Raw genomic sequence first — 13,831 nt, 5'->3', positions numbered from 1 at the left:
GTATTTTATAAAAATTTGATAATTGTTATATCGGCATCTGCGCTTCTTTTTAGAAGACATTGTCTATCTGAAATCATTAGATGATTCACAACGGTGGTTAAACGCCAAGGTTTATTTAATGATTTCTTATATTGAGCTTTGAACAAGCGCTAGACGAGACATCGCCGGGGCACGCGATCCGAAGCACCCCCCTCACACATCGAGAAGCGCGATCCCCAGATCAGGCCGTTTGCGTCGACGCAAAGCGACAGCACTTTCGCGGATGATGATTTCCAATGTCGGATGAACGATGCCACTGATGAAATGCCCTCCTTTGGTTGAGCCATCGGCAAAACCGAGAACAGCATGCATGTGGACGCTGGCCTTTCCTTCGTCATCGACGGCCACATCCCCGATGGCGCTTAGAACTTCCGATTGGGTATCGACCGGAATGTCGATATAGCGTTTCTGAGCGAAGTCGAAAAAGCCGAGCTTAGCGCGTTTAAAAGCACCGATTGCGGTGAGTGAGGCTCCGGTGATGTTCTGCTCCTCGCAGAATTTGGTGATGGCGCCAAACGCCTCTTCGCCATCGTCCAGGACGAGCACGAAGTTGCGTTCGCTCCATGGATCGCTTTTACCCAGTTCTTTGCTTTGCATGTGATTGTCTCTCTGCCGATAGGACCTGAAGGAAAAATGGCCATGTGCGTTCGAAGTTCCTTGAGAGGAACGATGTCATAGCGAAGCTCGTTGAAGGGGGATCGATCAGAGGAGGGCCAGATGGCACATATCGAAGACGACACCACCAAGGTTTGGGATCTGGCTGAAAAGATAGGCTTTTGCATGCTGACAACGCAGACCGGTTCCGATCTTCGCGCACGTCCCATGGCAGCGCATGCAGAGCGATTGGAGAATGCTTTTTACTTCCTCACCGATGTTGCTAGTCACAAGGATGAGGAGATCGCCCGACACCCAAATGTCTGCCTCGCCTTCGCCGACTCGAAGGGACAGAAATACGTTTCGATTTCCGGTACCGCTGAGGTTCAAAACGACCTTGAGCGGATCCGAGACTTGTGGTCGACGCCGGCGAAAGCCTGGTGGGACAGTGCAGAAGACCCGTCCATTCGTGTCCTGAAAGTCATGCCTTCCTCCGCTGAGTACTGGGACAGCCCCGGCACCGTCATTAGCTACATCAAGATGGCCGCCGCAGCCGTCAGCAACACTCGTCCAGATATGGGCGAAAACGCCAAAGTCGATATGTGAAACCATTATGGCCAGCGACGATCCGCTGGCCATTTTCTTGCAAGCCTGCACATGGCTCTCAGCCCAGTATCACGCTGATGCAACCTTCATCTTCAGGCTGGTTTTCGGTCTCAGCGTTACCTTCATCAGCGGCTCGGGCGTGATGCCGTCTGTTCTCAATCGCAGCTTCTGCAAGATAACAGCCAAAACCGCGACGGCTTCCATCACGGCGAAAGCGTTGCCGATGCACACGCGCGGGCCTGCCCCAAAAGGCATATAGGCATAACGGTGCCGGGCCTTCGTCGCGTCAGTCAGGAACCTGTCGGGATCGAATTTCTCCGGTTCATTCCAGATCGCGGCGTGGTGATGGACGGCATAGATCGGAACGAACATGACGGTGCCTTCCGGCACAAGATAATCTCCAAGCTTGAAGTCCTTTAGCGCCGTTCGCGTAATGATCGGCGCTGGTGGATAAAGCCGCATTGCTTCGGAAAACACCTGCCTCGTGTAATTAAACTCCCCGATGTGCTCCGGCCTCACCTCCCCGCCTCGCGTGACCTCTTCGATTTCCGCCAACAGCCGGGCCTCGCATTCGGGATTCCGCGCCAGAAGATCGAAGGTCCAGGCGAGACCAAGAGCTGTCGTTTCATGGCCGGCCGTGATGAAGGTCATGAGATTATCGATGATCTCGACATCGGTCATCATACGCCCGGTTTCGGGATCGCTCGCGGAGATCAGCATGGACACGAGATCCTGACGATCTGACGGGTTGCGCCGGCGCTCTTCCAAGACGCTCATCAGGCTCGAGCGCAAAAATTCCACCGCCCTCATGGCCCGCTGTCTTCCCGGATAGGGAGTCCAGTCCGGTGCACCGACGACACCAAGTGCAAAGGTCCAGCCGCTAGGGCGAAGATAGTCGGTGATGCTGCGTTCAACCCGTTCAACATCAATGCCATGACCACCGGACATCATCGTTTCGACAATGATATCGAAGGTCGTCTTCATCATCTCGTGGCCGACATCGACCGTTTCACCTTGGTGGCCCAACAATCGGTCGCGCGTTTGTCTTGCAGCGTCGAGCATGGCAGGTTGAAGTGCCGTCAACGAAGATGGGCGAAACGCGCTGGCGACTGACTGGCGTTGCCATTTCCAGTGTGCCCCGTCGGCCGTCAATAGTCCTGACCCAAGCGCGGGGCCAAGTGCACGACGAACCTGATCGCCCTTTCCCAACACATCCGCATTCTTCACAAGCGCCTCATGGATCAGCGTTGGGTCGCAGATGTAGATGCTGACCCGCCCGGCGACTTTTGAAAACACCAGCGGTTCGGTGAAGACTGCCGGTGGCAATGCTTCGAGTGGGTTGCGGATAAGCGCCAGCAGCGCTCTGGCCGTCGACGCTTCCGTTACAGGTCCCATGGGCTTCAGTGATACGCTCTGGTCGTTCAATGGGCTGCTCCGTGTCATTGCTCTTCTTGTTTCTGATATGGGAAGCCCAATGCAGATTGCGAAGGGATGGTGTGTCTACGGTACTGGTTTTGATCTCGGTCGTTGTCTTCGCCCTTTTGGTTCAGCAGGCCGAATATGCGGCATAGGAGGTGTTTTCAGCAACGAAGTCATGCTGGAGCCAGGTTAGCTGACATTTTCGAACGAAGAAGCGCCATTAGCATCGGTTTCACACTGAAGCTGTTGCTATGCCTCTTTTTGATCAGGCTTCGTAGATAGCCACCGGCGGAATTGATCTGTCCAGATCTCTCTAGAATACACGCTATGATTGCACTGGTGGCTTGTGGGCCTACCTGTCTCTCTGCTTCATCATAAGCCGATTGACTGATAGAGAGCATGGTTTTCACCACATTGGCTGCAGTTTTGAGGTCCATCCAACTCCTCACAGTGCCATTGGGGCCGTAAAGCGCGATCTCAGGGCATGCTCGTAGCACCGTCTGGAGATCATATTTCTCTTCTCTGAGGGTTCCCTCGCTTTTCGAGGATTGGTTTGCGTTGATCGCCAATGGATATGCCTCCACAGTTTCCGCGTCCGGAGCGTCCGCGTTTTCCACAGGGCTGCCATCTTCAAAATAGGATTCGGATTCTGAACTCTGTATAAGCCGCTCATTTTGATAGGCATTGGCGCTTATTTTTTCGATTTCTAGCTGTTTTTCCAAAAGCTTAGCAATATCAGCCCGGATTTCGCTCAGTTCATCGAGAATTAGGTTGAGCTGCGGTGCCTTTGTCTTGCGATCCATCTTCGCAGTGATGACGATTTGACGTGCGTGAAAGACATCCAGTCGTTCTTGGTCGGTGCAGTCGGCAAGAAGTTCGATGAGTTTGACAATGTCACGCCGGCACAGGCTGATCTTTTCACGCATGCGCTGGAGCTGAAGGCGCTCCTCGGCCAGCATGCCCGCAATGGCTTCGATCTCGTCGGAGCGTGCTATGAGAGGTGCGAGCGAGAATCCGAAAGCATCGCTGATACTGCCCGCGCGGTTCTTTCTGGCATAGCGTTTTCCGTTTGGACTATCCTTGCGCAGAATGAGACCAGCGTCGACGAGTGCTGCAAGATGCCGGCGCAATGTCTGCTCTGACATTCCATGGGCCCGCAGTGACAGTTGGTCGTTGGATGGGAAGACCACCAAACCATGTTCGTCGGACAGTTCCGTTTTCGGATAGAAGCTGAGAAGTGCGTTGAGAACGGCCAGAGACCGGTCCGAAACGCCTAGGACGGTTCTTGCTTCACAGATGCGACGGAAGAGTTTCCACTTGTCGATGGAATGTTCCGTATTGATGCGTTGAGACGCAAATTGATGTGCGAGTTGGGCATAACTAACCCCTCGCCGCCCAAAGGGCGTCGTTACAGTATCGCTATTCATGTCTTTCACCTTCAAAAAGGCAAAAGAAAATCGCTCACCGAAAAGAATTCGATGCCAAGACTCTTGACTATGATTCGCGGAAATGAGATTCTTCGGGTGCTTAAATCAAAGAAAGGCTTCCGCGCGGCAACGTTCGGGGGCTTTTTTCTTTTGGGCCAGATGCTCCTGTTTCTGTTTCACTCGTTGGTTTCGTTAAAGCGCGTCGAATCTTGAGAAAGCCGTCTCGCGCTTGGATGTCGTGTTCGAACCCGTCGCTATCGCAAAGCCTCGGTTGACCTCGCGCAGACGGGCACTATTGTTTAGACCGGTGCTCCTCAAACAGAGCCTGCAGATGCTCCAGAACGAAAGACGCGAACTCAGGAGCTTCCTTACGGTCGATGGAGATATCGATCTTACGGTCCGTCTCGACGATCTTCGCGAGTTTTTGACCGCTCTTCGACGCGAGAACACCGCTGCGCTTGGGTTCCACCTTCGGCTTGAGATACTCCAGCAGAGCCTTGAAACGTTCTTCCGAGGCGAGCCTTTCGATGCGATCGTCTTCAAGGAAGGACCGTGCGACATCATTCACCTTGGATGACGTCAGCTGATCAGCGAGATCCATCCAGTTACGACGGCCAACGCCAGGAGCAGGACCAACCTTGTCCACGATGTCATCGGGAATGCGGCCTACGACCGAGAGCATGTTGGAAAGATCGCTCTTGTAGAGAGACATCGCCGCCATGATGGTCTCACGCGAAAACCTGAGCTGCAGCTTCTGTGCAAAGCGCGCCTTCTCGATGTAGCTGAGATCTCGGCGCTCGTTGTTTTCCTGACCCTGTGCGACGACAAGCTGCTCGTCTGTCAGATCACGAACGACGGCACGAACAGGAATACCGATTTCCGCGACAGCACGCAGACGACGATGTCCGAAGGCGACCTGATAGCGGCCGGGCCTATCTGGATGCGGGCGAACCAGGATCGGGACCTGTTGGCCCTGCTCACGAATGGCTTCGACCAGACCCACATCTGCCTCACGCGATGCCGGCATGCGGTCTGGGATAAAGGACGGATCGATATCGGCAGGATCAAGCGCAACGATCGCCAGGCCTTCAGCCAGCTTCTTTTCGATTTCCTCGGCACGCTTGCTGCGTTCGGAAACTTCGTTGAGAGACTGACCGATCATTCCAACGGGCGAGTTGACCGTATCGGTAACCAGATCCGGCGAGCCGAGAATAGGCCGAATACGTGGGCGCGGACGGTCCGCAGCGGCTTCGTTGTTATCGGCACCGGTGCCACCGAGATTGGCGAAGATTTGCTTTCTGCTCATGCGGTTCTACCCCACGCTTTTTTTATCAGGCCTTCAATTTCGGCATTTACGTTAGTCATGGCTTCCAAGGCACGGTCATAGGTCGACCGTGTGAAGAGGGTCCGTTCAACTTCAAACAGGGTCTGATTGGTCAAACCGGCGTCGGAGATCGCCGTGCTCTTCAGCATTGGATGGTTCAGAACGTTCTCACCGAAGATGGAACGGAGGAACGCCACCATCTGGTTCTGTGGTCCGTCGCTCGGTTCGAAGCGCGTCACCAGATAACGCATCCAATGATAATCCGAGCGCGCACCGGCACGGCCGATTTCAGAGAGAAGATCGCCGGTCATTGCCAGAAACTGATTCATCGACATCACGTCGAGCATTTGCGGATGAACGGTAACGAGAACCGAGGTCGCTGCCGTCAGGGCAGACAGTGTCAGATAGCCGAGCTGTGGAGGGCAATCGATGACAACGACGTCGTAGAAGTTCTGCACCTGAGCGATTGCCTGACCGATGCGGGCGAAGAACAACGTGTCGCCAGGCGCGCGGCGCATCAAAGCACGAGGCGTATCGTGCTCGAACTCCATGAGTTCCAGATTGCCGGGAATGATGTGGAGGTCAGGGATGTAGGTGCCTCTGACAATTTCTGCGACAGGACGCTGTTCATCGTCGTAGCGGATAGCACCGTATAGTGTTTCGTTTGGACCGACATCCAATTCAGGCTGGTGACCGAAGAGGGCGGACAGACTGGCCTGCGGGTCAAGGTCGATGGCGAGAACGCGATAGCCGCGCAACGCCAGATATTGAGCGAGATGCGCGGAGGTGGTCGTCTTGCCTGAGCCGCCCTTGAAATTCATGACTGCGACGACCTGGAGCGCCTCACCTTCACGGCGATGCGGCAGATAGCGGCGTGTACCGCGGGCACCCTGATCTAGGTGTTTGCGGATCGCGTGGATGTCGTCGACGGAATAGCTGCGGCGACCGCCGCTCTGCGATGCGCTGAGGTCCGGCATCTCGGCGGCGATCTGGCGAAGATAGGCCTCACCAATGCCGATCAGCTTTGCTGTCTCGGAAGGAGAGAATGTGCGCATGGTCTTTTCGGACAACGGCGCAAATGTGTGAGCATTGTGCGCCTGAAGCTGTGCAGACAAAGCTGCCGAATGCTGTAAGATGAGGCTCGTGAGATCGGGCGCTCTCTCAGCAATGTTGGGGTCAGCACCAGGTGTCATTTCTCTCTTTTCCGCTCGTTAGATCAGTTGCGGTTTTTTCCGTCGAAATCGGATTTTTCCGCAACTGGGATATAAGCGCCGATTCTCTTTTTGACGCAATAGGCATTTCTTAAGCCAAACATGAATCTTTTCAGCGTCATACAACGGCATTTTGAATCAGAAATAGAGTTTGGTTGCTTGGCAAAGGCGTGAGGCGGATCGCCTCTTCATCGTGTTAGCCGCGGCTAACCGATTTCCGCAACGCTGCCTATCGGTATCTCAGTTCAGCGTGTGTCGATGCTTTCATTTGCTTTTTGAGTTGGCGTGAGCTTTGTTGATCATGCAATACCAAGGAGGCCAATATGATCTATGACGTCGCGGTGGTGGGATCCGGATTTTCAGCGATCAGTCTGGTAACCAATCTTTTGCAATTGCTTCCCGCAGGCACATCGATTGCCATCGTCGGCGATGATGCGAGCTTCGGAAGAGGAACGGCATATCGCACTGAGCTGCATCTTCATCGGTTAAATGTACCAGCAGCGCGAATGAGCGCTTTTGTCGATCGTTCCGATGACTTTCTCAATTGGCTGAGTAGCCGAGGACGGGACGTAGACGGGTCTGGCTTTGCCAGCCGAAATGACTACGGACTTTATTTGCGCGATACGCTCGCCGCCCTTCTTCGAGATCAAAGGCAACGGATTCGAGTTGACTTCATCAAGGCCAAGGCGATGTCGTGTTCAGCCATTGGTGAGGGCCGTGTCGCCTTTCGTCTTAGTGACGGAACGTCGCTGATTGCTAAAAGGGGGGTCCTGTGTCTTGGCGTTGGGACGGCAAGTTTACCGCGGCTAACTCGAGAGGCCGATATGGCGCTGCTGCGCCGCGTCGTCCGAAACCCATGGCGTCTCAACTGGCTCTCCAGGGTTCAGCCCGATGACACGATCTGTATCTTGGGGTCCGGCTTGACGATGATCGATCAGGTTTTGTCGCTCCGGAATATGGGGCATCGCGGAAAGATCCATGTGATCTCGCGCCGAGGCCTTGTCCCTCATGGCCACAGCACATCGCCTGTTACCCCTGTAGACCCGAAGCTCAATCCAGGATGCAGCGAAATCAGTCAGATCATGGCCGACCTTCGGCGCGTTGTAAGAGCGGGCGCGGAGTGGCGTGCTGTCATGGATGGTTTGCGTCCACAGACCCAAAAGCTCTGGCAGTCCCTGGATGAACCGAAGCGGGCGCGGTTCCTTCGCCATGCCCTTGCCTGGTGGAATATTCACCGGCACCGGGTCGCGCCGCAAGTGCATGAGGTCTTCGCTGGATTGCTGAAGCAGGATGTGGTCGAAGTTCACGCTGGTTTCGTACAAAGTATTGCCAGGGCGGAGGAGGGGCCTTTCCTGACCTACCGTAAACGAGGTGAAACGGGCCAGGTTTGTTTGCCCTTCGACTGGCTGGTAAATTGTACCGGCATGGAGCGAGCTGGCATTTCCCACTCTCCGCTTCTGCAGCAGATGGTCACAGATAACATGATCGATACCGACCCACTTGGACTAGGCATCAGGGTCGATGCGCAGAACCATGTTCTCAAGCCCGACGGGCATCCGCAGTCTGACCTATTCGCTGTGGGTGCCTTGACAGCGGGGCAGTTTTGGGAAATTACTGCTGTGCCTGACATACGCGTGCAGACTCGCAAAGTCGCCGAATCGATCGAACAACGTGTTCAAGTCGAGGCATCGCAAAGCGATCAAGATCCAGCAAAAACAGCTATACGAAGTGCAGAAAGCAAAGCGTGACTTTGCTTTGATATGGGGATTTTTGTCGTTATATTACAACGGGATGAAAATTCTTAAATTTTGACTAAATCTGGTCGAATACGGTCCGGGGCGGGTTCCTCACCCCGGACCTTCTTCAGAGCTTGAGCGATCACGCAGCTCGCTGAAGTGCATCCCCAATCATGGAGACGATCGTATCGATCTGGTCTTCCTCGATGATCAGTGGAGGAGAGAGCGCTACGATGTCTCCCGTAACGCGGACAAGAAGGCCCTTCTTGAAGCAATCGACAAAGACGTCGTAAGCGCGTGTTCCTGGAGCACCGTCACGCGGGGCAAGTTCGATGGCGCCGACGAGGCCGAGATTGCGGATATCGACCACATGCGGTGCGCCCTTCAATCCGTGGAGGGCATCTTCCCATTTCTGCGCCAGAGATGCCGCGCGTGTCAGAAGGCCCTCCTCTTCATAGATCTCGAGCGTGGCGATGCCGGCGGCGCAGGCAACCGGGTGACCTGAATAGGTGTAACCGTGGAAGAGCTCGATCTGGTTTTCCGGGCCGTGCATCAGCGCATCATAGACGTAGCGCTTCGCGAACACCGCGCCCATCGGGATCGAGCCGTTGGTGATACCCTTGGCGGTCGTGACCAGATCCGGAACGACGCCGAAGTAATCGGTTGCGAATGGCTGACCAAGACGACCGAAACCGGTGATGACCTCATCGAAGATCACCAGGATGCCATGCTTGTCGGCAATGGCGCGAAGCCTTTCCAGATAGCCCTTGGGTGGCAGGATCACGCCGGCCGAACCCGACATCGGTTCGACAATCACCGCGGCAATCGTCTCTGCGCCGTGAAGGGCGACGAGACGCTCCAGATCTTCCGCAAGCTCCAAACCATGCTGTGGTAGACCCTTGCTGAACGCGTTGCGCTCCAAGTCGAGTGTGTGGCGCATATGGTCGGCGGGGATCTGCGGGAAAACGCGGCGGTTGTTGACGAGACCGCCAACCGAGATGCCGCCGAAGCCAACGCCGTGATAACCCTTCTCACGGCCGATGATGCGTGTGCGTGTTCCCTGGCCGATGGCGCGCTGATAGGCGATCGCAATCTTGAGCGCTGTGTCTACAGATTCAGAACCAGAACCTGTGAAAAAGACGCGATCGAGTTCGGCAGCGGCACCGCCCGGCGCATGTGCGGCGAGCTTTTCGGCAAATTCGAAAGCGATGGGATGGCCCATCTGGAAGGTGGGCGCAAAATCCATCGTGGAGAGCTGTCGCTCGACAGCCGTCGAAATCCGCTTGCGGCCGTGGCCCGCATTCACGCACCACAAGCCAGCTGTGCCGTCGAGGATCCGGTTGCCGTCAATATCGGTGTAGTACATGCCCTCGGCACTTGCCAGCAGACGGGGTGACGCCTTGAACTGGCGGTTCGCCGTGAACGGCATCCAGAAATTGGCGAGGTTTGGCATGTTGGCTTTGGTTTGATGGTCCATGAGGGTCCCCTTGACTTGGATGATGCATCCATCCGCGACTTTATGGCTGTAAACAAGTCCTTTTCTATTCAGTACTAACCTATTGTTTTAACTGAGTAGAAGGGTGTATGTTTGCGCTATACCGAACATGTGAAACGCGGAGATTTCAATGAGCGTCGATATTGGCAACAGATTGCGTCATCTTCGGTCGATGCACAAGTTGTCGCAACGCGAGTTGGCCCGCAGGGCAGGCGTGACCAACTCGACGATTTCGCTGATCGAGTCAAATTCGGCCAATCCGTCCGTTGGTGCGCTGAAGCGGATCCTGGAAGGCATCCCGATTGGCCTTGCAGAGTTTTTCGCCTTCGAGCCGGACAAGCCGCGCAAGGCGTTCTACGCTGCGGAAGAGTTGGTCGAGATCGGCAAGGGGCCGATTTCCTACCGGCAAATCGGAGATAACCTGTTCGGCAGGAGCCTGCAGATTCTTAAAGAGTGCTATCAACCCGGCGCCAGTACAGGACGTGTGCCTCTGGTGCATGAGGGGGAGGAGGGTGGCATCGTGCTGTCTGGCCGGCTGGAGGTCACCGTCGATGACGAACGCCGCATTCTTGGGCCGGGTGACGCCTATTATTTCGAAAGCAGGCGTCCCCATGTTTTTCGCTGCGTTGGGCCTGTGCCCTGCGAGGTGATCAGTGCCTGCACGCCTCCGAGCTTTTAACAAACCGATCAAGGCGCTTTCATTAGCCGGCTAATCAATGGCCTGATTGACACCAGGGGCGCCGCCCGCTTGGTGGAGGAAGATATGAATACCCGTTCTCACGCTTCACCTGGATAGGGGTTTTCTTTGGTCAGCTTCGCCAAATGCACGGTGTTTCGGGCCAGCATGTCGACGGCCTTCGCCACTGTTTCTGGGATGTGCTCCAGGTCGGAAAAGTTTGTGCTACCCATCGCTTCGCCCACCCAATAGGCCACCGCGTTCGCGGCGATCGTAAAGCCGACATCGTTCAGGGCCTGATAGAGTTCGGCACAAACATGATGGGCGCCATCTTCATTGCCGACAACGGCTACGGCAGCCACCCGCCCATAGGATACCATTCTGCCCGCGTCATCTGTTTCTTCAAGAAACGCGTCCATTCGCTCCAACGCACGCTTCGACACGCTGCTGGGCTGTCCAAGCCATATCGGTGTGCCGAGGATGAGAATATCTGCGTCGACAACCTTTTGACGAATCGCCGGCCAATCATCTCCGTCGCCCTCATCAGAGGACACGCCGGGCTTTATGTTAAAATCCGCAAGGCGGATAGTTTCGGTCTCTACGCCGTCTTTTGACATCGCCGACGCAATGAGTGCGAGCATGCGATCCGTCGATGATGGCTCGCTGCCAGATGCCTTCAAGGTTGCATTAAGCGCGATTGCTTTCAAAGCCATTGTCGTCTCCTCCAAGGTGAACATCGTCTCGTAACCGCGACACGAAAGGCTTGTTCCCGTTTCGCAGATTGCTCGTGACGCATGGAGGCGCGTGGATCTTATTTACTTCGATTGGGGAATGATGCTGATCATCTCGTCTTCCGATGGTTGCTCAGCGGGGTCCAAGTGAAGCGCCTGGTCGGCTTCGACCCTGCGAGATCGTGAAGCTGCGGGTAACGTGATGGTCTCCCCAGTCTCAAGCGAACGCTCAACTGCAGCCAGGACACGCATGTCCATCAAGCCTTCCTCGCCATTGGCTTCTGGATCGCGGTCGTTCAGAATGCAGTCAGAAAAATACTGTGTCTCGTTACCAAACTGGTCTACCGGCTCGAAGACGTGTTCCTTCTCCCCCTCGTCAGTGATTTCGCGGTAAGCGATCCCCATGGAAGGCGCGAACATGTAGCAGGGCGAAGCCTCGACCGTCGCCTTTGTTCCGACCAGTGTGAAGTTTTCGGCCGATGCGGTTGCGTAACTCACGGTAAACTGCGCGGTGCGCTCTTGCGGAAACAGCAAGGTGACCGCGACCGTATCATGAAAGTTGAAGCCGCGATCTTTGGCCTTGGTTCCAACCGCGTGAACCGCGACGGGCTCGCTGCCAAAGAGGTTGCGCACTGCATTGAGCGGATAGGCACCCATGTCTGGCACAGGGCCGCCCCAATAGCCGTTATGACCACGAGAGTTTTCTTCTGCGACATTCTGGGCGAAGGTTGAGGAGAAGCTGCGAAGATCACCAAAGTCGCCATTGCGAGCGCGTGTGAAAAGCTCGACATTGCCGGGCTCGTGATGAAGACGATAGGCAATCATCAGCTTGGCGCCACTTTTCTTTTGTGCTGCCAGGATCTGTTCAGCCTCCTCGACACTCGACGCCATCGGCTTTTCCAGAAGCACGTGAATGCCAGCCTCGAGAGCGGCAACGGCGAATGGGGCGTGACGGAAGTTTGGGGTGGCAACATAAACGGCGTCGATTTCGCCGGACTTCAGCAGCTCATCATATTGCTCGTACGACCAGGGTTTTATTCCGTAAAGTTTTGCAAGCTTGTCCGCTTTCACCGGATCACCGGTTACAAGCGCTGCCAGCTCGGAATTGTTGGTTTGCTTGATGCCGGGCATGAAGGCCTGCTGTGAGATTTGGCCTCCGGCGACGACGGCGTAACGGATTTTCTTTTCTGGTGATGGCATTGCGCTCTCGAAACTCGCTTGATTGGGGAGCAACACAGCCGGATGCGGCATTGCCAATGAGGAATGCCGAACCTTCAGCAATGTTCCGGATCAAGGACATGATGGTCTGCCCCAAGCGTGTCGGATCCGGATTCCGTTTGGCAGTCTGTTCAATAAACGGGGTGCTACGAATGGGTTGATGGCTGTTGGGTCAGCGCGCTGCCTACGCTTGTGTTTTGTGGCGCTTTGCTCGCATGCCATCATTGGTCGAATACTGGCGGTCCATTGGTGTGCGAGACATGTCCTTCAGCTTTCCGGCTATGCAAGAAGACCTTATTAGAATTATTCTAAAACGACTTGCGAAGCACCGATCGCAGGAGTAATTAGAATCATTCTAAAAGGATGGCACGATGTTCCGCACTCTCTTCTCTTCCTCCAAACGTCCCTTCTCCTCTCTCAACGAGCAGGAGATCCTTGCCCTGGCCATCTCGTCGGAAGAGGATGATTCACGGATCTACCGGTCCTATGCCGATCATTTGCGCGCTCAATATCCGCAATCCGCCAAGATTTTCGACGACATGGCTGAAGTGGAGCACGCGCACCGCAATGTCCTGATCGACATGCACAAGCGCCGCTTTGGCGATGTCATTCCGCTTATTCGGCGCGAGCATGTGCGCGGCTTTTATGAGCGCAAGCCGGACTGGTTGATCAATACGCTGTCGCTAGACCATATCCGCGAGCAGGCCGAAGAGATGGAGCAGCAAGCCATTCGCTTCTACGACGAGGCAATTCGCCACGTGACCGATGCAGAAACCCGCAAGCTTCTCGGCGATCTGGCCGAAGCGGAGCGGGGACATAAAGACATTGCCGGCATGCTGAGCGACAAGCATCTTCCCGAAGATGCGCGATCGGAAGAAGATGAGACCTCCAAGCGCCAGTTCTTGCTGACCTATGTGCAGCCGGGCCTTGCGGGCCTGATGGACGGCTCGGTCTCGACGCTCGCACCGATTTTCGCCGCAGCTTTCGCCACCCAGGATACGTGGCAAACCTTTCTGATCGGTCTTTCCGCCTCTGTCGGAGCGGGCATTTCCATGGGCTTTACCGAAGCCGCTCATGATGACGGCAAGCTCTCAGGACGCGGATCGCCGATAAAGCGCGGCCTGGCGTCCGGTATCATGACGGCTGTCGGCGGTCTCGGTCACGCACTTCCCTACCTCATTCCGCACTTCTGGACGGCAACGGCGATTGCCGCCGTGGTCGTCTTCATCGAGTTGTGGGCGATTGCCTTCATCCAGAACAGGTTCATGGAAACACCGTTCCTGCGCGCCGTGTTTCAGGTGGTCCTCGGCGGCTCGCTGGTTCTGGCGGCCGGCATCATCATCGGCCACGGATAA

12 protein-coding genes are annotated in these 13,831 nt (G+C 55.5%); 4 read left to right on the top strand and 8 right to left on the bottom strand.

All coding sequences use genetic code 11. From position 1 onward, the window contains the following. Positions 1–192: 192 nt before the first annotated feature. Positions 193–636 (bottom strand): PPC domain-containing DNA-binding protein, encoded by a 444-nt coding sequence (locus EYC79_RS12795; protein ID WP_062600389.1) that lies wholly within the window; start codon positions 634–636, stop codon positions 193–195. 120 nt (positions 637–756) lie between these two features. On the opposite strand from EYC79_RS12795, the gene EYC79_RS12790 reads away from it, so the two are divergent. Next, on the top strand, positions 757–1,239 hold the full coding sequence (locus EYC79_RS12790) for a pyridoxamine 5'-phosphate oxidase family protein (RefSeq protein ID WP_130978231.1): 483 nt from the start codon (positions 757–759) through the stop codon (positions 1,237–1,239). Between the two features lie 69 nt (positions 1,240–1,308). Here EYC79_RS12790 and EYC79_RS12785 read toward each other — a convergent pair whose 3' ends face one another. The 4 genes from EYC79_RS12785 to repA form a co-directional block, all read right to left on the bottom strand. Beyond that, positions 1,309–2,682 carry a cytochrome P450 gene (locus tag EYC79_RS12785; protein ID WP_418122682.1) on the bottom strand — a complete coding sequence of 458 codons (1,374 nt, stop codon included), beginning with the start codon at positions 2,680–2,682 and terminating at the stop codon, positions 1,309–1,311. A 149-nt stretch (positions 2,683–2,831) separates the two neighbouring features. Beyond that, the gene (gene repC / locus EYC79_RS12780) at positions 2,832–4,085 is read right to left on the bottom strand and encodes a plasmid replication protein RepC (RefSeq protein WP_130978230.1); all 1,254 of its coding nucleotides are present in this window, start codon (positions 4,083–4,085) and stop codon (positions 2,832–2,834) included. Between the two features lie 292 nt (positions 4,086–4,377). Next, positions 4,378–5,391, bottom strand: a complete 1,014-nt coding sequence (repB, locus tag EYC79_RS12775; RefSeq protein WP_130978229.1) for a plasmid partitioning protein RepB — start codon at positions 5,389–5,391, stop codon at positions 4,378–4,380. After that, the gene (repA, locus tag EYC79_RS12770; protein ID WP_082479330.1) at positions 5,388–6,602 is read right to left on the bottom strand and encodes a plasmid partitioning protein RepA; all 1,215 of its coding nucleotides are present in this window, start codon (positions 6,600–6,602) and stop codon (positions 5,388–5,390) included. The genes repB and repA overlap by 4 nt, the downstream gene beginning before the upstream one ends. A 341-nt stretch (positions 6,603–6,943) precedes the next feature. On the opposite strand from repA, the gene EYC79_RS12765 reads away from it, so the two are divergent. Continuing rightward, positions 6,944–8,368: an FAD/NAD(P)-binding protein gene (locus tag EYC79_RS12765; RefSeq protein ID WP_130978228.1), complete on the top strand. Its 1,425-nt coding sequence runs from the start codon at positions 6,944–6,946 to the stop codon at positions 8,366–8,368. Positions 8,369–8,498: 130 nt separating this feature from the next. On the opposite strand, the gene aptA is transcribed toward EYC79_RS12765, so the two are convergent. Further along, positions 8,499–9,833, bottom strand: a complete 1,335-nt coding sequence (gene aptA, locus EYC79_RS12760; RefSeq protein ID WP_130978227.1) for an omega-aminotransferase AptA — start codon at positions 9,831–9,833, stop codon at positions 8,499–8,501. Between the two features lie 148 nt (positions 9,834–9,981). On the opposite strand from aptA, the gene EYC79_RS12755 reads away from it, so the two are divergent. Then, positions 9,982–10,530 (top strand): cupin domain-containing protein, encoded by a 549-nt coding sequence (locus EYC79_RS12755; RefSeq protein WP_130978226.1) that lies wholly within the window; start codon positions 9,982–9,984, stop codon positions 10,528–10,530. Positions 10,531–10,628: 98 nt separating this feature from the next. Here EYC79_RS12755 and EYC79_RS12750 read toward each other — a convergent pair whose 3' ends face one another. After that, positions 10,629–11,240 (bottom strand): flavodoxin family protein, encoded by a 612-nt coding sequence (locus EYC79_RS12750; protein WP_130978225.1) that lies wholly within the window; start codon positions 11,238–11,240, stop codon positions 10,629–10,631. A 102-nt stretch (positions 11,241–11,342) separates the two neighbouring features. Further along, on the bottom strand, positions 11,343–12,458 hold the full coding sequence (locus EYC79_RS12745; RefSeq protein ID WP_130978224.1) for a Gfo/Idh/MocA family protein: 1,116 nt from the start codon (positions 12,456–12,458) through the stop codon (positions 11,343–11,345). A gap of 389 nt (positions 12,459–12,847) precedes the next feature. Here EYC79_RS12745 and mbfA point away from each other — a divergent pair, with 389 nt between their 5' ends. After that, a complete protein-coding gene (mbfA, locus tag EYC79_RS12740) occupies positions 12,848–13,831 on the top strand; it encodes an iron exporter MbfA (protein ID WP_130978223.1) in 984 nt (327 codons plus the stop codon).

Source organism: Agrobacterium cavarae (assembly GCF_004310285.1).
Lineage (GTDB): Bacteria > Pseudomonadota > Alphaproteobacteria > Rhizobiales > Rhizobiaceae > Agrobacterium > Agrobacterium cavarae.
Note: the sequence above shows the minus strand (reverse complement) of the source record. Positions and strands in the feature narration are given on the sequence as shown.

Bases quoted from the DNA above. Each gene is read 5' to 3' on its own strand.
- EYC79_RS12790 (WP_130978231.1), top strand. From the start codon at position 757: ATGGCACATATCGAAGACGACACCACCAAGGTTTGGGATCTGGCTGAA.
- repA (WP_082479330.1), bottom strand. From the start codon at position 6,602: ATGACACCTGGTGCTGACCCCAACATTGCTGAGAGAGCGCCCGATCTC.
- EYC79_RS12755 (WP_130978226.1), top strand. From the start codon at position 9,982: ATGAGCGTCGATATTGGCAACAGATTGCGTCATCTTCGGTCGATGCAC.
- repB (WP_130978229.1), bottom strand. From the start codon at position 5,391: ATGAGCAGAAAGCAAATCTTCGCCAATCTCGGTGGCACCGGTGCCGAT.
- aptA (WP_130978227.1), bottom strand. From the start codon at position 9,833: ATGGACCATCAAACCAAAGCCAACATGCCAAACCTCGCCAATTTCTGG.
- EYC79_RS12765 (WP_130978228.1), top strand. From the start codon at position 6,944: ATGATCTATGACGTCGCGGTGGTGGGATCCGGATTTTCAGCGATCAGT.
- repC (WP_130978230.1), bottom strand. From the start codon at position 4,085: ATGAATAGCGATACTGTAACGACGCCCTTTGGGCGGCGAGGGGTTAGT.
- EYC79_RS12750 (WP_130978225.1), bottom strand. From the start codon at position 11,240: ATGGCTTTGAAAGCAATCGCGCTTAATGCAACCTTGAAGGCATCTGGC.
- EYC79_RS12795 (WP_062600389.1), bottom strand. From the start codon at position 636: ATGCAAAGCAAAGAACTGGGTAAAAGCGATCCATGGAGCGAACGCAAC.
- EYC79_RS12745 (WP_130978224.1), bottom strand. From the start codon at position 12,458: ATGCCATCACCAGAAAAGAAAATCCGTTACGCCGTCGTCGCCGGAGGC.
- EYC79_RS12785 (WP_418122682.1), bottom strand. From the start codon at position 2,682: ATGACACGGAGCAGCCCATTGAACGACCAGAGCGTATCACTGAAGCCC.
- mbfA (WP_130978223.1), top strand. From the start codon at position 12,848: ATGTTCCGCACTCTCTTCTCTTCCTCCAAACGTCCCTTCTCCTCTCTC.